Origin of the sequence: Hydrosulfovibrio ferrireducens (assembly GCF_046883345.1) — a bacterium.
In the GTDB taxonomy this organism is placed as follows: Bacteria; Desulfobacterota; Desulfobulbia; order Desulfobulbales; family Desulfurivibrionaceae; genus Thiovibrio; species Thiovibrio ferrireducens.
The window spans coordinates 20,606-38,605 of record NZ_JALKCW010000016.1; the positions used below are offsets into that span (position 1 = coordinate 20,606).

Genomic DNA, 18,000 nt, shown 5'->3' on the forward strand with positions numbered 1-18,000 from the left:
CTGAACTTCCCTTATTTCCGGAAAAAGTCATGCGTCCCCCAAATACCGGCAAGGTGAAAGGTAGAAGGCTAAAGGCAAAAGGCTAAAGGCAAAAGGTCCGGTACGGACTTCTCGGTTATTCATGCTCCTTGAGCCTTTCACCTTTAGCCTTCTACCTCGCCTTTCTACGCTTCCGCGCCGACAGCTTCTTCGGGCGAGGAGCCAACTGCCTGGACCGAGGCGGTGCTGTCCATTTCCCGCAGGGCCGCTTCGCCCTCGCTGGCCAGAACCTTATCGATATCGAGGATGATCAAGAATTTCTCCTCGGTCTGCCGCCCCATACCCTTGATGAACTCGGTGTTCAGATTGGTTCCCATTTTCGGAACAGACTCGATGTCTTCGGGGTTGAGATCAAGAACCATCTGCACGGAATCGGTGAGCACCCCCATCTCCACAAGGTTGGCGTCCACTTCCAGTTCCACGATCATGATGCAGGTATTTTTGGTGTATTCGATGCTTCCCATCCCCAGCTTCTGGCCAAGATCCATAACCGGCACCACATTGCCGCGCAGGTTGATGACCCCGCTCAGGTACTCGGGCATCCGGGGAATCCTAGTCATGGTGGTGACGTCAAGCACCTCCCTGACCTTGGATATTTCTATGGCAAACCCTTCCTCCCGGAGCATGAAGGTGAGGTATTGCGTGGCCTGCGACTGAATCGTCTCGTTTTTTACACTCATGATTTCTCTCCCGTGTGTTTTATTCAGCACAAGGCATAAGGATAAAGGCTAAAGGTGCAAGGTGAAAGGTGCTAAAAAATCAGTCCTTTTCCCTTTATCCTTTATCCTTTCACCTTTCACCTTGTTCCTTTTTTTCAATTAGCCAGTGCATTATGCTCTTCCCGACGGGCGCACTGCATAACATTGGCCACATCAAGAATCAGGGCGACATGACCGTTACCCAGGATTGTCGAACCGGAAAGGCCCGTGGCATTCCGGTAGATCCAGCCCAGTGATTTCAAAACCGTCTGGTGCTCGCCCACCACCCCATCCAACACCAGGCCAAAGCGATCACCGTTGATTCGGCTGATCACCATCTGCTCCCGCGCCGGCCGTTCTCCGGAAATAGCAAAGAAATCCCGGAGACGCACATAGGGCACGAGCTGATCCCGCACCGGCAGCATCCGCCGTTCATGGAATCTGGCGATATCCTCCTGGGTCAATTCCACGCATTCCTCCACCTGGGAAAGGGGGAGAACAAAATAGGTTTCTCCGACCTGCACCAACAGACCGTCGATGATGGCCAGAGTCAGGGGCAGCATGATGGTGATGGTGGTGCCCTGCCCCTTGACGCTCCGGGTTACCGACACCGAACCCTTGAGGGCATCCACCGTGCTTTTCACCACGTCCATGCCCACCCCCCGTCCCGAGACGCTGGTAACGGTCTTGGCCGTGGAAAGACCCGGCGTAAAAATGGTGTTCCAGATCTCCTGTTCGCTCAGTTCGGTATCCGCCCGGAGCAGTCCTTTTTCCAAGCCTTTCTGCCGGATCCTCTCCGCATCAAGCCCCTTGCCGTCGTCGGTGACGGTGATGACGACATTGGCCCCGGAATGCTGGGCGGCAAGGGAAATGGTGCCCTTGCGCGGCTTACCGGCCAGCTCCCGTTCCTCCGGGGACTCGATCCCATGATCGATACTGTTGCGGATAAGATGGACCATGGGATCGCCCAACTGGTCGATGACATTCTTGTCCAGTTCGGTTTCCGCGCCCTCGGTGACCATGACCACTTCCTTGCCCAGCTCGGCGGAAAGATCCCGGACCAGTCGCTTGAATTTGGCAAAGGTGGTGCCGATGGGCAGCATCCGGATGTTGAGCACGCAATCCCGCAGTTCGGCGGTAAGGCGCTCCACCTCCTCCACCGGCTCGACAAGATCGGCGTCCTTGTTGTTGGAGGCAACCTGGGTCAGCCGGGCCTGGGTGACAACCAATTCTCCCACCAGATTGATGAGTTGATCCAGTTTTTCCGAGGCAACCCGGATGCTTTCCGCACCCTTGGCCACCGTCGCTTTTTCCTTGGCCTCCCGGACCAATTTCTGTTCGGCAAGGGCTGCGTCAACACTGGTTCGCGAGACAAGCTTCTCCCCGACCAGCAGTTCGCCCAACGGTTTTTGTTGGGCAAGCACCGTGGTCAGATCATCGGCGGAAATCTCCCCCCGTTCCAGCAAGATCTGGCCGAGCTTCTTGTGCTCCTCAAGGTCTTCCTCTCCTTCGACGGCAAGCACCCTCACCGCCACCTGGCAACTCGATTCGGCAAACACCAGCACATCTTCAATGGCATTGAGCCCCATGTCGGTGGTGAGCAGGATGAGTACCCCGCCGCCCTCCTGCTCGGCATCCATAAACGCCGTGCTTTCTCCCAGCGTGTCAAGTTCTCCGATCAGCGCTTCCAAGGTATAGCCGCCCACAAAAAACTCAGGCGTCGGCTTAATGGAAATCCGGTAATGACTGCGCCTGCCCTCGGTGGGGTCCTTTTCCTTCGTCGGGGCCTCCGGAGCAACAATCTCCTGGGCCCGATTCTGGGCGCCGCCGCCAACCAAGGCTTGCAGCCCGGTGATGATCCGCTCCCCCTCGGCGGGATCGGCCTCGCCTCCGCCGGTGGCGGCATCGAGCAGGGCGCGGATATGATCCCGCGAGGCCAAGGTCAGATCGATCAGCTCGGTGCTCACCGGCACCGTTCCGTCCCGGACCTTATCCAGAGCCGTTTCCACATGATGGGTGAATCCGGCGATATCGTCGAAGCCGAACATCGCTCCGGACCCCTTGATGGTATGCATTGCTCGGAAAACCCGGCTCACTATCTTGAGATCGGCCGGATCCTTCTCCAATTCCAACAGAGAGGTTTCCAACTCTTCAAGCAATTCGCCTGCTTCCTCGCGAAAAACTTCTGCGTATTCGGTATCAGCCATGTTTCACCTTCTTGGTCGCCGGTATCCCGGAAAAACAATCCCGTTAATAGCGTTCAAAGTCATTTGCATCATTGAGGGAAATCCTTGCCCCGCCGTCCTTGGCCGGCGGAACTTTTATCCCCTGTCCGCCGGCGCCCTTTCCGGAAGGAGGGGGCGGCAAAATGCCGCCTGGTTTGCGGTATCCGATATCCGCTCCGCTTCCTGAGCGCCTTGTGTCCATGGCAGTATCCACCCTGAAGAAAGCGATGGTTTCCTGAAGCCGCCCGGCCTGGGCGGTGAGTTCCTCGCTGGTGGAGGCCATTTCCTCGGCCGCCGCGCTGTTGGCCTGAATAACCTGATCAAACTGCTCGATGGCCTTGGCGTTTTCTTCCAACCCCCGGGCCTGTTCATTGCTGGCGGCATCAATTTCCTGCACCAGCTCGGCGGTTTTCTGAATTTGGGGCACGATCTCGTTGATCAGCTTGCCTGCATTGGTGGCCGTGGCCACGCTGGCCGAGGCAACCCCTTTGATCTCCTGGGCCGAGAGCTGGCTGCGCTCAGCGAGCTTGCGCACCTCCGAGGCCACCACGGCAAAGCCCTTGCCGTGCTCTCCGGCGCGGGCTGCCTCGATGGCGGCATTCAAGGCCAACAAGTTGGTCTGTCGGGCAATCTCCTCGATCACCTCTATCTTTTCCGCGATATGCTGCATGGCGCCCACGGTTTCCGACATGGCCTTGCCGCCTTCCACCGCATCTTTCGCCGCCTTGCTGGCAATGGCCGTGGTCTGTCTGGCGTTATCGGCGCTCTGGGCCACGGTGCTGGCCAGCTCTTCCATGGAACTGGAAATCTCCTCCACCGAGGCGGCCTGTTCGCTGGCGCCTTGGGAAACCTGCTGGGAACTGCTGCTCAACTCATGGCTGCCAGCAGCCACCTGATCCGAAGCCATGCGCACATCCTGGATAATTTCCCGGAGTTTCAGCACCATGGTATCCAAGGCTTCGGCCAACTGCCCGATCTCATCTTCCTTATTGGCCTCCATTTGCTGGGTATGAGCCAGATCGCCATCGGCAATCCGCTGGGCAACGCCGACCATTTTCCCAAGAGCCGAGGCAATCCTGCCCGAAAAAACAAAAGCCAGGATGGTGGTGAAGGCAATGATGGCCAAACCCAGCACCACGCTGACAATATTCGCCATCTTGATGGTGGAAAGCGCACCGGCAATGCCGTTCGCCGCTTCAGCCTCCATCTCCTCTTCAATCTGCTCAACCAGCTTGCCCAACTCCTCGGCCGCGGCGTCGAACTCATCCATGGCCTTGGTGCCCAACACCATATCTCCCTTCACATAAAGTTCGGCGGTCCGCTTACCCTTTTCAAAAAATTCCCCGAACAGTTTCTCAATTTCCTCGACATCCCGCCGGTTGTCAGGGTGGAGCGTTTTCAGCGCCTCGGCATGCTCGCGAAACCGGGCAACATGCTCGCCGGCATCCTTATTGGCGCTGAGCAGAACCTCGGGGGTGCGAACGGCGCTGGCATCGGTTAATATCTCCAGCACCTGAAGCATCTCGAGTTTGATTCCCATGGCCAACTCGTTACCGCCATAGCCCTTGTCCCGGGCCTCTTCCACGCTGCGGGTCACCTGGTTCTGAAAAAAGCCGTTCACCAAAAGCTGAATCACCAGAACCAGACAAACCCCGCCAAAAGCGAACAACATCTTATTTCTGATATTTTTTTTCATTTACGCTCCCTAAGATGTGAAGCTTTATTCCTTCCCTAATACCGTTCAAAATCCTTCTGATCATCCAAGGCTATGCTAGCCCCGGATGGCGAAGTCTGCTTGCCGACGCCTGCATGTCCCTGCTTCGCTTTCTTTGTATGAGACAAGGCCAGAGGCGCTCTCACTAATCTCTGGCCACCGGCACCGGAGACAATTGCCTGACGCCTTTGTCCTCCTGCCTCATCCAACTTGAAGAAAGCGATGGTTTCCAACATCTGAGATGCCTGCGCGGTCAATTCTTCGCTGGTGGAGGCCATTTCCTCGGCCGCCGCGCTGTTGGACTGAATAACCGAATCAAATTGCTCGATGGCTTTGGAATTTTCCTCGATCCCTCTGGCCTGCTCGTTGCTGGCCGCATCGATCTCCTGCACCAGCTCTGCGGTTCTCTGGATCTGGGGAAGAATCTCGTTGATCAGCCTGCCGGCATTCGTGGCGGTGGCCACGCTGGCAGTGGCTACTCCCTTGATCTCCTGGGCCGACACCTGGCTGCGTTCAGCAAGCTTGCGCACCTCGGCAGCCACCACGGCAAAGCCCTTGCCGTGCTCCCCGGCCCGAGCCGCCTCGATGGCGGCGTTCAAAGCCAGCAGGTTGGTCTGGCGGGCAATCTCTTCGATGAGCTCAATCTTTTCCGCGATATGCTGCATGGCTTCCACGGTTTCCGCCACCGCCTTGCCACCGGCCCCGGCATCGGTCGCAGTCTTGGTGGCAATGGTTGAGGTCTGCCGGGCGTTATCCGCGGTTTGGGCCACGGTGCTGGCCAACTCCTCCATGGACGAGGAGATCTCTTCCACGGAGGCGGCCTGCTCGCTGGCTCCCTGGGAAACCTGCTGGGAGCTGGAACTCAACTCATGGCTGCCGGCGACCACCTGGTCGGCGGCGGCCTGGATATCCATGACCACCTCTTTCAGCTTGGCGACCATGGTGGAGAGGGATTCCATCAGCTCGTCCTTGTCGCTCCGCTTCTTCATCTCCACCATGAGATTGCCCTGGGAAACCTGCTTCGCGTTGGCCGTGATGCGAGCAAGGGCATCGACCATGGTCTTCATGGCGGCCATAACGCTGCTGGTATCGCCTGTGACAAGGGTAAGATTGCTGGGGAAATCGCCAACCGCCACCATATTGGCGACGTCACGGACATCCTTGGGATCGGCGCCAAGCTGGCGTAAAATCGAACGGGTGAGGAATACGGCAATGCCGATGCTCAGCAGAAGCGCACCGCCGCCCAGGCCAAACATGAGATTACGGGAGGTGTGGAAAACATTGGTGCCCTCCTCGTAACGGGCGGCATTACGCTCCAGGTTATGCGCCACCAGGTTGTCAAAATACCCCTGCACGGCGCGTTCCGCCGGACCGCCCTCCTTGGTGCGTATCTGCTCGGCCTCGGCATCCTTGCCGGTCGTGGCAAGCTCGATGATCTTGTCGTTCAGGCCCCGCAAGGTCTTGTTGGCCTCCTTGATCTTGGCTATCAGTTCATGGCCCTTGGTATCGTTGGCACTCGTCAGCTCCTCCATCTTTTTCAGGCTCTTTTCATACCCTTCGCGAAACTTGGCAATTCGCTCCTGGTACTCCTTTTGTTTTTCCGGGCTGGAGGTCAGGATAATATTCCGGACATTGATGGCGATGTTGGCGATCTCTTTATCCGCGCTGCTGAGTTCCGTTATCCGCACCGCATTGACTTCAACAAGCACCTTCATCTCTCCCATGATCTTGGCCATCCCGCTGGCGCCGATCCAGATCAGGACCGCCATAATCACCACCAACACTGAGAACCCAAGGGCCAACCGCTTACTGAGATTCATGTCTTGCAACATTTCCCTATCTCCTTTTGCTAACACTAACTCTTAAAAAATTCTAGGCATATGGCGGCAAAACTGGAAAGCGTCTCCCCCTGCTCACTTTATTCAAAAAACAGACATATTCCCCTTAGTACCGCTCGAACTCTCCATCACCGATGCCGGGCAGGGACAATTTCACGCCCTTGCCCGATTTATCCCCTGTCTGGCTGGGCGCGGCAGGCTTAGCCAGAGGCCGCTCCTGCGATCTCGGTCTGCTCTTCGCTCCCGCAATCTCCACCCGGAAAAAAGCAATGGTTTCCTGCATCTGCGCGGCTTGGGCGGTGAGCTCCTCGCTGGTGGAAGCCATTTCCTCCGCAGCCGCGCTATTGCTTTGAATCACCTGATCAAACTGCTGGATGGCCTTGGCGTTTTCATCGATGCCACGGGCCTGCTCATTGGCTGCAGCGTCGATCTCCTGGACCAGCTCGGCGGTTTTCTGTATCTGGGGGACAATGTCGTTAATCAACTCTCCAGCCCTTGCCGCTGTTTCCACACTCTTGGCGGCCACGACCTTGATCTCCTGGGCCGATACCTGGCTGCGTTCGGCAAGTTTACGCACCTCGGCGGCCACCACGGCAAAACCCTTGCCGTGCACCCCGGCACGCGCCGCCTCAATGGCTGCATTCAAGGCCAACAGATTGGTTTGCCGGGCGATTTCCTCGATCAACTCGATCTTTTCGGCGATATGCTGCATGGCGCTAACGGTTTCCGCAACCGCCTTGCCGCCGTCCACGGCGTCGGAGGCCGCCTTATTGGAGATGGCCGCAGTCTGTCTGGCATGGTCGGCGGTCTGGGACACGGTGCTGGCCAACTCCTCCATGGACGAGGAAATCTCTTCCACCGCAGCGGCCTGCTCACTGGCCCCTTGCGAAACCTGTTCCGAACTGCTGCTCAACTCCTGACTTCCGGATGCCACTTGGTCGCCCGCGGCCCGCACGTCGGTAATAATTTGTCGTAATTTTTCGATCATCGCGGTCAGAGACTTGCCCAAGGCATCTTTTGCGGAAAGCAATTTAACCTCGACCCGAAGATCGCCGTTGGCGATCATTTCAGCATTGGCCGCTGTTCTCCTCAGGGTATCAACCATGTTGGCAAGGGATTTGCCCAACACGTCTTTGTCCGAAAGGATTACAACCTTGACATCGAGATCCCCCAAGGCGATCTCCTCTGCCATCTGCGCGGTTTTTCGAAGATTTTCAACCATGTTTCGCATGGCGATGAGCATCTGCGCAACCTCATCTTTTTTGTCCACCTTTATGTCCACGGTCAGGTCGCCACCTGCAATTTTGTCAAAGGTGGCGACGGCATCGTTGATCGGAAGAAAGGCTTTTCTGACAAAGAAAAAAAGCGCCGCAAGAATGATGACCGTAAGAATGAGGTTGATGCCCAGATTGGCGATTAATTTTTTTCGCAGATCATCGACGATAGCCTGCACATCGTCCACGACAAGAATATAGCCAATTTCCTGGCCCTGATAATCCGTTAACACCAACGGATAGGTCACAAACAACTTTCCGTTGATCTTGTATTCATCTTTTCCTGCCGAATAGGCGCCGAGAATGCTCTTGGCAAGTTCAGAGGAGGTTGCATAAAAAACCAAGTTGTCGGCAAGAATATCCGTGGCTTCTGATTTCACGCGTTGCGCTTTTTGAAAAACATCCGGACGGATGCCTATGGCGTATTCTATGCCAAAGGTATCCTTGAGGTTTTTCAACAGACCACTGATCGAGCCACCGAATTCCACGGTGCCGATGTGGTTATTTTCATAGGAAACTGGATATACCACCCGCAGCCCAGGCCCACCGACCCCGACTTCGAGGCCGACAACCGTTTTTTTACTCTGATTGGCCTCGACAACCGTGCTGCGGAAGGAAGAAAGATCATCCCCGTGCTGGCTGATTTTATGCAGCCTTAAAAAACTGGTTGCCGGCGGGGTGTGAAATTGAAATTGGTCGATATCATATTGTTTCTTGAGCTTTTCATTATACTTGACCAAATCCTGAATCAATGCCTCTCTATTGCCCTCGGCAAAAGAACGGACAACATCTTTATTTTGCGTCAGTGTTTCCATGGCCAGGGACAGGTTCTGGAGTTGCTGGCCAAGAGAATTCTTGAAGGTAGCCCGGACCCTGGCAGCCTGGGTCTTTTTGGCAGCGGCCAATGTTTTATCGAAATCAACATATTGCTTGCCCATGTTGAACAGGGTCATAAGCAAAATGCCGCTTAAAACGAGTATTAATATCTTCGTCTTTATGCTGAAATTATTCCCCATGCGTGCCTCCTCCCGCGCAAAAAATGCTCATGTCAAACTATAAGCCTCGTTGAAGCTCTCCTCGCCCGCATCCGGCAATAAATCCTTATCCCGATTGCTCAATTTAAAAAACGAGATTGATTCCTGAAGATGCGCAGCCTGGCTGGATAGTTCCTCACTGGTGGAGGCCATTTCCTCGGCGGCCGCGCTGTTGGCCTGGATTACCTGGTCAAACTGCTGGATAGCCTTGGTATTTTGATCAATACCGCGGGCTTGTTCGTTACTGGCTGCATCAATCTCTTGGACAAGCTCCGCTGTTTTCTGGATCTGAGGCACTATTTCGTTGATAAGCCTGCCCGCGTTTCCTGCGGTTTCCACACTGGCATTGGCAACGCCCTTGATTTCTTGGGCCGAGGTTTGACTTCGCTCGGCAAGCTTTCGCACCTCGGCGGAAACCACGGCGAAACCCTTACCGTGTTCACCGGCCCGAGCCGCCTCGATGGCGGCGTTCAGAGCCAACAGGTTGGTCTGCCTGGCAATCTCTTCAATAAACCCGATTTTTTCCGCGATATGCTGCATGGCGGAGACGGTTTCCGCCACTACTTTTCCGCCCTCGACTGCATCGGCAGATGCTTTTTGGGCTATAACCGCAGTCTGCCGGGCATGATCTGCGGTCTGGGCCACGGTGCTGGCCAACTCTTCCATGGAGGCGGAGATCTCCTCCACTGCGGCAGCCTGTTGACTGGTACCTTGCGAAACCTGCTGGGAGCTGCTACTCAATTCCTGGCTGCCAGCGACAACCTGGTCGGCCGCGGTCTGGACCTCCGTGATAATCTGGCGCAATCTTTGAAACAAGGCGGCCAGGGCCTTGCCAAACATATCATTTTCGGAAAGGAGTTCCACTTTTGAGCCAAGATCTCCTTTTTCAATTTGCTCTGCCTTGGCCTTCAAATTTTCCACCATCTTCGCCAAGGATATCCCCATTCGATCTTTTTCGGAAAGGATGGTCACCTTTACGTCTAAATTACCCAAGGCGATCTGCCCGGCCATTGCCGCCGTGGCCCTAAGATTTTCGACCATGCCGTGCATGGCTTCGCACATCTGACCAATTTCATCCCCGCTCACACTGGCGATTTCGACGTCCAAATCACCCTGGGCCACCCTCTGCATGTTGGCCACCGCCTGCGTTAGAGGCTTGATCATAAGGCGAATGGCGTAATACACAATGCCGCCGATGAGCACCACCACACCTAAGGCGAAGCCGACGATACTCATGGCGATCCGCAGCAAAACATCCTTTTGCTTTTGTTGGGCCGCGGCGATCACCGCGTTGCCCTGAGCAAGAGTTTTCTCGATATTTTTTTCAACCGCGGCGAAATTCAAACCGATGACCAACGAGCCGACCTTCTGTTCACCGGCCTGGATCTCCTTGCTCACGATATTCTGGGTTGGGAATCCTTCCGGCCTGACGCTTGTGGTGGTGACGGCATTGCCGTCCTTGTCATAGAAAACGGCAAACGGAATATCAGGATCATTGACCACGCTCTGGACGATCTTCTCCAAAAAGGCGTACTCATAATTCAGGATAAGATCCTGTCCGACCCTGGCCAGCATCTCGGCAAAGGAGTTGCCCTTCAGAACCAGATCCTGGCGCAGCAATTCCTCCTGACCTTTCTGCTGCTCCTTCAGAGTGGAGACAAAGGCATCCCCTTGCTCGCTCAGGGCGCTACGCACCGCGGAATTTACCGCCACGCTCATGCCGAGCATGAGCAGCAGCACCGCGGCCACAATGGCCATGTTCAGTTTTGTTGCGATCCCCATGTTTTGAAATTTTTCCTTCAACATGCTCCGCTCCTTGTTCCTTTGACCTCGCGCGGCCGCCATCCGTACAAATGCCTATGTTTTATAATTATACGCATGGGAAATAAAACACGTCAAAGAATAAAAAACAGAGAGAACCGGCACCCTTGAATCAACTATAACCCGCCGCACATACAAAAAACGCCCTCGGATCGAGAGCGTTTCATTTCAGCATGGGAAACAACGGCAATCAATACCGCTCAAAAGAGTCATCATTGCCGCCCGGCAGAGAGAGCTTCACCCCGCTGCTTTTAGCCGCCGTCTTCATTCCGCCGGTCGAGGCAGATCGCGGCAAAGAACGGCCCTGAACACGACTGGCAATCACCCCTGTTTCCACCGTAAAAAAGGATATGGTTTCCTGCATCTGCGCCGCTTGGGCAGTAAGCTCCTCACTGGTGGAGGCCATTTCCTCGGCAGCGGCGCTATTGGACTGAATCACCTGATCAAACTGCTGGATGGCGCGAGCGTTTTCATCGATGCCCCTGGCCTGCTCGTTGCTGGCTGCGTCGATCTCATGAACCAGCTCGGCGGTTTTTTGAATCTGGGGCACGATTTCGTTGATCAGCATCCCGGCATTGGCAGCGGTTTTGACGCTGGCGCTGGCCACGCCTTTGATCTCCTGAGCCGACACCTGACTGCGTTCGGCGAGTTTGCGGACCTCGGCGGCCACCACGGCAAAGCCCTTGCCGTGCTCACCGGCCCGAGCCGCTTCGATGGCGGCGTTTAAGGCCAACAGGTTGGTCTGCCGGGCGATCTCCTCGATGAGCTCGATCTTTTCGGCTATATGCTGCATGGCGTCAACGGTTTCCACCACCGCCTTACCGCCGGCCACGGCATCGGCCGCAGCCTTGTTGGCGATCGCCGCGGTCTGCCGGGCATGGTCGGCGGTTTGGGCCACGGTGCTGGCCAGTTCTTCCATGGAGGCGGAGATTTGCTCGGTCGAGGCCGCCTGTTCGCTGGCTCCCTGAGAGACTTGCTGGGAACTGCTGCTCAATTCCTCGCTCCCGGCCGCTACCTGATCGGCGGCGGCGCGCACGTCGGTTATCACCTGGCGCAACTTGCTGATCATGGCGGCAAGGGATTTCCCCAGACTATCCTTGTCGGAAAGCAGGGTCATATCCACCCGCAGGTCGCCTTCGGCGATCTGTTCGGCCTTGGCCGCCGTCTGCCGGAGATTTTCCACCATATTGACCAAACATTTGCCCAGCAGGTCTTTTTCGGAAAGAACCTTTGCCTGCACATCCAAATCGCCCAGGGAGATCTGCCTGGCCAATTCTGCTGTTTCCTGAAGCTTATTCACCATGGCAGCCAATGATTTCCCCAGCACGTCCTGGTCGGAAAGAATGGTGACCTGCACATCCAGATTGCCGAGGGCGATCTGTTCGGCGAGTCTGGCCGTCTCCTTGAGATTTCCAACCATCACGTTCATGGAGTTGAGCATCAACCCCACTTCATCCTGACGACCGGTTTCGATGGCAACATTGACATCCCCGAACGCCAACCGGTTATTCACCTCCACCACCGAGGAAATGGGCTTTGCAATGGATCGCGCCGTGAGCAGGGAAACCCCCACCCCAACGACAATGGCGAGAAGGCCAATCACCACGATGGCGAGCCTGGTTGTTCTGGCATTTTGGATCATCTGCGCCTCGGAAAGAATATTTTCCTTGGCCAGAGCGGTCATCTTGTTCAGAACCCCCTGCACCTTCACCAGATTGACCTGGGTGTCCGTGCTGAAGATGCGTTCCGCCTGTTGCCGTCCTTCCGGGCCCTCCTTCCGCTGAAAAGCCTCCTTTATTTTCAAGGCCGATTCATGGAGCCGCTGATGCGGTTCGGCAATATCGGTCAATGGCTCCCTGAGCAGAGGCAGCAGGGTCTCCGCCTGTTTTCTCCCCTCGCCGTAATACCACTTGCCGAAGCCGCATTTGGTATGATCGAGTTCCACCTCAAGGTTCCCGCCTTTATCACTGTAAACATAGGCGGAAACCTTCTTTGCCCAGTTCAGATGGTCAACCTCCCGCTGCAGCAATTCGCCGCGGAGCGCGTTGCCGTTTGCGACCTCGATACCGTCGCGCACCACGCTTCCCAGCCCCCAAAAAGCCCAGGCTCCGACCACAACCAACAGAAAGAGAATGCTGACCGAGCCAATCATTATTTTCCTGCCGATTTTCAGATCATTCCACCGCATCCGCTCACCCCAAAAATGAAGAGTTCATACCGTGACAAACAAGACTATATTCACATGATAGGCAGAAACTTCAAAGGCGTGCAAGAATTATCCCCCCACTCGAAATCCCCTTTACATGCGCTCAAAATCCTGATCCAGGTCGTCGTTCTTATCGGCACGCTGGCCGAGTTGGAGGCGAGCGCCCCCCGTGGATGGCGGAGCAGTGAGCGGCTTTTTGTTGCCATAATGCGCAACCTTGGCGGCGTTGGTTCTGGGCCGTCGAGGTTGGCCGGTACCGGCTTTGGTATCGATGAGCGCGGCAATCACTGCCTGCAACTCATCGGCCTGCGCGGAGAGCTCCTCCGCAGTGGCTGCCATTTCCTCCGAAACGCTGGAATTTTGTTGCACCACCGTGTCGAGCTGCTGCATGCCCTCACTGATCTGGTCGATGCCGGCGCTCTGCTCCACGCTGGCTGCGGCAATTTCCTGAACCAAGGTCGCGGTTTTTTGGATGTCCGGCATTATTTTGGCCAGCATGATCCCGGCTTTGTCCGCCACCGCCACGCTGGAAGCGGAAAGCTGGCTGATCTCCGCCGCCGCCTGCTGGCTGCGTTCCGCGAGTTTGCGCACCTCGGCGGCCACCACGGCAAAGCCCTTGCCGTGCTCCCCGGCCCGGGCCGCTTCGATGGCGGCGTTCAAGGCGAGCAAATTGGTCTGGCGAGCGATCTCCTCGATAATCGAGATCTTGGCGGCGATCTGTTTCATGGCGCTCACGGTCTGGGTGACCGCCTTGCCGCTCTCCTCTGCGTCATTGGCGGCCAACACGGCAATCTGCTCTGTTTGCTGGGCGTTTTCCCGGTTTTGGCGGATGGTGGCGCTCATCTCCTCCACCGAGGCCGTGGATTCTTCGACCGCAGCGGCCTGTTCACTGGCGCCCTGGGAAACTTCCTCTGCGGTGGAGCTCAATTCCTGGCTTGCGGCGGTGACATTGTCGGCAATGATCCGCACGTTCAGAAGCGAACTGGTAACGCTTCTGGTCACCAGCATGCCAAGGGCAAAGCCGACAACCAAACTGGCCACGGTTACAAAGAGAATAAGCCGCAGGCCGGTTTGCTCATCCTTTTCCGCCTGGAGAGCCGCCGCGCCGGTAAATTTTTCCACCTCGTTAAGGATCCCGACAATCTTCTGATCCACGTCCTCGGCCTCCTTGGAGACCTTGTCGCACAAAGGTTCCGCCTCGCGGACATTGCCGGCCGCCAGCAGCTCAAAACATTTCGTGGTATGCTCCTCCACCTCGTCGTGCTCCTTTTCCACTACCTTGAGTTCGCCCAGCACCTTTTCAAACTCTCGGCGCTGGTCAACGTCCCGCGCGTGGTTCAAAGCACCTTCGGCGATCTTTTCCGCCTCTTGAAGCTTGGCAACGGTCTCGTTGCCGACACTTTTGATTGCATCCAAGGCATGCTGCAAGCCGGCCTTGTTACCATTTTCGCCATGGCGTTAGCCCCGTTCAAACAGAATGCCGATTTGCAACTGGCGTTCGGCGATTTCGGTGATGACGGTGGTAAGCGGCAGATCGCGTTCGGCAATGGCTTCCAGTTCGCCGCCGATCTGGTTCATCTTAACCAGCCCCACTGCAGCAACGACGCCGGTCAAGACAAGCAGAACGACGACGATCAGATAAACACGGCTCCCCACCTTCATTGTATTGAGCAGATTCATGGCGCACACTCCTTTGATGTGAAAAAACCGATCTCGCGGAACGCAACACTCCCTGCCACTGTAAAAAAACAGGAAGCAAGCATGCCGTTATGTCCTCAACGTGGGCCGAAAGATAATTGCCGGTAAAAAATCGTCGCAGGAAGAAATATGAATGTCCAGAGCTTTCTTGGTCCGCAAAAAAATTTGCAGCAGGAGGTTGAAAATTGCAGGGTGAAAAAAAGAGGGGCGCACCATAACAGTGCACCCCTCCGATTCAAGCTGTCTTCAATTTACAAAAAACTATTAATACCGCTCGAAATCACCATCTCCGGCCCCTGGCAGGGACAACTTCACCCCCTTGCCCTTTGATGATTTTTTTGCTCCCCGGCCAGTCGAGGCAACCCGAGGCAGGGGCAAGACTTGGGACCGAAGCCCGCTTTCCGTCTCCACCTTAAAAAAAGCGATGGTTTCTTGTAAATGGGCCGCCTGGGCGGTCAATTCCTCGCTGGTGGAAGCCATCTCCTCGGCGGCGGCGCTGTTGGCCTGAATTACCTGATCAAACTGCTGGATGGCCCGGGCGTTTTCATCAATGCCCCTGGCCTGTTCGTTGCTGGCCGCGTCGATCTCATGGACCAATTCCGCGGTTTTCTGGATCTGCGGCACGATATCGTTGATGAGCTTGCCTGCGTTGGATGCGGTTTCCACGCTGGTTCCGGCAACGCCCTTGATCTCCTGGGCCGAGACCTGACTGCGTTCCGCGAGCTTGCGCACCTCGGCGGCCACCACGGCAAAGCCCTTGCCGTGCTCTCCGGCCCGGGCCGCCTCAATGGCGGCGTTCAAGGCCAGCAGATTGGTTTGCCGGGCAATCTCCTCGATGAGTTCGATCTTGGTGGCGATAAGCTGCATGGCCGCCACCGTTTCACCCACCGCCTTGCCGCCTTCCACGGCATCGGCAGCCGCCTTGGTGGAAATAGCCGCGGTCTGCCGGGCGTGATCGGCGGTCTGGGCCACGGTGCTGGCCAATTCCTCCATGGAGGAAGAAATCTCCTCCACCGAGGCGGCCTGTTCGCTGGCCCCTTGGGAGACCTGCTGGGAGCTGCTGCTCAACTCCTGACTGCCGGAGGCGACTTGATCCGCCGCGCCACGCACATCGGTGATGATCTCCTTGAGCTTCTCGACCATATCCTGCAATGCCTGTATCAGTTCATCCTGATCGCTGCGTTTTTTCATCTTGACCAGCAGGTTACCCCCGGCAATTTCCCGGGCTGTGCCGGTAATCTCGTTTAAGGCGCTGATCAGGGTGCCCACCGCGGAGCCGATGCCGTCATAGACCTGTTTCACCGGCGCGGTGTCGCTATCGGCGGGCTCGGTTTCGATGGCAAGAGTAATATCGCCTTCCGCAAGCCGGGTGAGGCATTCCACCAGTTTCTGGGTCTCGATCTCCTGATAGGTGGCAATTTTTTCCGCCACCCGGCCCGCCTGCTTTATCGCGGTCTGGTCGCTCACCACCTCGAAGGCCCCGATGATCTTGCCTGCTTCATCGCGAAGCGGGGTGGCATTGTAGGTAATATCCAGGTCCAGCCCCCCGGGATGGGCATCGGTTTCAGAACCTGCGTTTTGTCCGCTCCGCATCGCCTGACCGCAGGCGCACCGTTCGGTCTTGCAATCCGAGGTTTTGAAATGGTCGTAGCACCTGGTGCCGACAAGTTGAGCCGCGCTCTTGCCGCCGACCTTGGCGCCCAGTTCGTTCATGTACTGTATATTGAAATCATTGTCGATGATCATGGCCGGGGTGGGCATGGTGTCCAGCAGCCCAACCAGTCTGGACATGGTATTGTTGACACCCTCGACGATCTTTTTAAAATCCCCTTCGTGCTTCGAGGCGTCGGCGCGGGTGCTTAATTTTCCTTCCATCGCGGCCCTTGACAGCATGCCCACATCGGCGGCCAGGGAACCGACCACCGCGGTGCAGGCATTGAAGGCCTCGGCAATGGCATGGAAGGTCTTGCGGGTTTCAGCGGTATCCGCATCTCCCGGGGCTGGGGTGATGGAACAGGTGGTGTCGCCCTTGGCAAGCTTGCTCATGCAGGAGACGACCTTCTCGGTTTCGATGTTCTGGTACTCGGCGACCTTCTGGGCTTGGCGTGCGGCCTTCTTGATCGCGGTCTGGTCGCTCACCACCTCGAAGGCGCCGATGATCTTGCCCGCCTCATCGCGCAACGCGGTCCCGATATACGAGATATCCAGATCCACGCCAGCCGCGGGATGGGCGTCGGTTTCGCCATTGGCGACCTGCCCGCTCCGCATGGCCTGCCCGCAGGCGCAACGGTCGGTCTTGCAATCCGAGGTCTTAAAATGGTCGTAGCAATTGCTGTCGATGAGCTGGGCAGGGGTTTTGCCACCGACCTTGGCGCCCAATTCGTTCATATACAGAATACGGAAATCGTTGTCGATGATCATGGCCGGGGCTGGCATGGTATCGAGCAGCCCCACCAGCCTGGACATGGTATTGTTGACCCCTTCGATAATTTTTTTATAATCCCCTTGGAACTTGGCCGCATCGGCGCGGGTATTCAGCCTGCCTTCCATGGCTGCCTGGGAGACCCGGAAAACTTCCCCGGCCATACCCTTGACCGCCCCCACCATTTCGGCCATGGCGGTTTGGAGCTCCCCGGTTTCATCCTGGGCGGTGGTGTCCAAGGTTACGTCGGTGTTGCCGGCGGCAATCCGGTGGGCAGCCTCCACGCATCCTGCCAACGGACGCAGGATGGAGCGGACAATAATCCTGGCCACGAGCAGCCCGCAAGCGATGATGGCGAGAACCAGCATGATGCTGACCAAACCCGAGAGCTTGATGGTGGCAACAGCGGAGGCAGCGGTCTGCTCCGCCGTGGAGCCCATCATCTCTTCCAATTTCCCGACATGCTTGGTCAAATTCTCGGCAAAGCCATCGAACTCGCCCATGGCTTTGTTGCCGAGTTCCGGCCCGCCTTTGATGAACTGGCCGGCCATCCATTTGCCCTTATCATAATAGGCATCAAAGGATTTCTGCAGTTCCTCGATTTCCCGGCGGTCTTCCGGGTGAATTACTTTCAGCTCCTCGGTGTGCGTGCGAAAAAGCGCCGCGTATTTTTCCGCCTCCTTGAATCCGTCATCAAGACCGTCGGCCGCCCGGGTGGCGCTGATGTCAGTGAGCCACTGCTGCACTTGGACCACATCCAGCTTGATCTCCATGATCAGTTTGTTGCCGGTGTAGCCGACGTCCTTGGCAAAAGTCACATCCCGGAGCACCCTGCTCTGGAATACACCGTTCACCACGATCTGGATCACCAGCATCAGCAAGACGATGCCAAACCCCAGATACACCCTTTTGCCGATTTTCATGTTGTGCAACATACCATACACCTCTTTCTTGCTGACGGTTTCGTAGGATCAAGCCCAAAAAACGGGGAATAGCATCCAGGACAAAAATCGGCCATGAAACAGAGATAG

General features: G+C 56.5%; 10 protein-coding genes. All 10 read right to left on the bottom strand.

Annotated elements, in window-relative coordinates; translation table 11 throughout:
- Positions 1-164: 164 nt before the first annotated feature.
- Entirely contained in the window at positions 165-719 is a 555-nt protein-coding gene (locus MWR57_RS07680; protein WP_423124217.1) for a chemotaxis protein CheW, read from the bottom strand.
- A gap of 134 nt (positions 720-853) precedes the next feature.
- The gene (locus tag MWR57_RS07685) at positions 854-2,944 is read right to left on the bottom strand and encodes a chemotaxis protein CheA (protein ID WP_423124218.1); all 2,091 of its coding nucleotides are present in this window, start codon (positions 2,942-2,944) and stop codon (positions 854-856) included.
- Positions 2,945-2,987: 43 nt separating this feature from the next.
- Positions 2,988-4,658: a methyl-accepting chemotaxis protein gene (locus tag MWR57_RS07690; protein ID WP_423124219.1), complete on the bottom strand. Its 1,671-nt coding sequence runs from the start codon at positions 4,656-4,658 to the stop codon at positions 2,988-2,990.
- Positions 4,659-4,693: 35 nt separating this feature from the next.
- On the bottom strand, positions 4,694-6,508 hold the full coding sequence (locus MWR57_RS07695) for a HAMP domain-containing methyl-accepting chemotaxis protein (RefSeq protein WP_423124220.1): 1,815 nt from the start codon (positions 6,506-6,508) through the stop codon (positions 4,694-4,696).
- A 112-nt stretch (positions 6,509-6,620) separates the two neighbouring features.
- Positions 6,621-8,804 (bottom strand): methyl-accepting chemotaxis protein, encoded by a 2,184-nt coding sequence (locus tag MWR57_RS07700; RefSeq protein ID WP_423124221.1) that lies wholly within the window; start codon positions 8,802-8,804, stop codon positions 6,621-6,623.
- Positions 8,805-8,831: 27 nt separating this feature from the next.
- The gene (locus MWR57_RS07705) at positions 8,832-10,628 is read right to left on the bottom strand and encodes a methyl-accepting chemotaxis protein (protein WP_423124222.1); all 1,797 of its coding nucleotides are present in this window, start codon (positions 10,626-10,628) and stop codon (positions 8,832-8,834) included.
- Positions 10,629-10,833: 205 nt separating this feature from the next.
- Positions 10,834-12,795, bottom strand: a complete 1,962-nt coding sequence (locus tag MWR57_RS07710) for a methyl-accepting chemotaxis protein (RefSeq protein ID WP_423124223.1) — start codon at positions 12,793-12,795, stop codon at positions 10,834-10,836.
- Positions 12,796-12,942: 147 nt separating this feature from the next.
- On the bottom strand, positions 12,943-14,265 hold the full coding sequence (locus tag MWR57_RS07715; protein WP_479723957.1) for a methyl-accepting chemotaxis protein: 1,323 nt from the start codon (positions 14,263-14,265) through the stop codon (positions 12,943-12,945).
- Positions 14,266-14,307: 42 nt separating this feature from the next.
- On the bottom strand, positions 14,308-14,529 hold the full coding sequence (locus tag MWR57_RS07720) for an MCP four helix bundle domain-containing protein (protein WP_423124224.1): 222 nt from the start codon (positions 14,527-14,529) through the stop codon (positions 14,308-14,310).
- A gap of 282 nt (positions 14,530-14,811) precedes the next feature.
- Positions 14,812-17,904 carry a methyl-accepting chemotaxis protein gene (locus MWR57_RS07725; protein WP_423124225.1) on the bottom strand — a complete coding sequence of 1,031 codons (3,093 nt, stop codon included), beginning with the start codon at positions 17,902-17,904 and terminating at the stop codon, positions 14,812-14,814.
- Positions 17,905-18,000: the final 96 nt, after the last annotated feature.

Excerpts from the sequence above, each read along its gene's own strand:
- MWR57_RS07705 (WP_423124222.1), bottom strand. The coding sequence starts at position 10,628 with ATGTTGAAGGAAAAATTTCAAAACATGGGGATCGCAACAAAACTGAAC.
- MWR57_RS07720 (WP_423124224.1), bottom strand. The coding sequence starts at position 14,529 with ATGAATCTGCTCAATACAATGAAGGTGGGGAGCCGTGTTTATCTGATC.
- MWR57_RS07685 (WP_423124218.1), bottom strand. The coding sequence starts at position 2,944 with ATGGCTGATACCGAATACGCAGAAGTTTTTCGCGAGGAAGCAGGCGAA.
- MWR57_RS07725 (WP_423124225.1), bottom strand. The coding sequence starts at position 17,904 with ATGTTGCACAACATGAAAATCGGCAAAAGGGTGTATCTGGGGTTTGGC.
- MWR57_RS07710 (WP_423124223.1), bottom strand. The coding sequence starts at position 12,795 with ATGATTGGCTCGGTCAGCATTCTCTTTCTGTTGGTTGTGGTCGGAGCC.
- MWR57_RS07700 (WP_423124221.1), bottom strand. The coding sequence starts at position 8,804 with ATGGGGAATAATTTCAGCATAAAGACGAAGATATTAATACTCGTTTTA.
- MWR57_RS07680 (WP_423124217.1), bottom strand. The coding sequence starts at position 719 with ATGAGTGTAAAAAACGAGACGATTCAGTCGCAGGCCACGCAATACCTC.
- MWR57_RS07695 (WP_423124220.1), bottom strand. The coding sequence starts at position 6,508 with ATGTTGCAAGACATGAATCTCAGTAAGCGGTTGGCCCTTGGGTTCTCA.
- MWR57_RS07690 (WP_423124219.1), bottom strand. The coding sequence starts at position 4,658 with ATGAAAAAAAATATCAGAAATAAGATGTTGTTCGCTTTTGGCGGGGTT.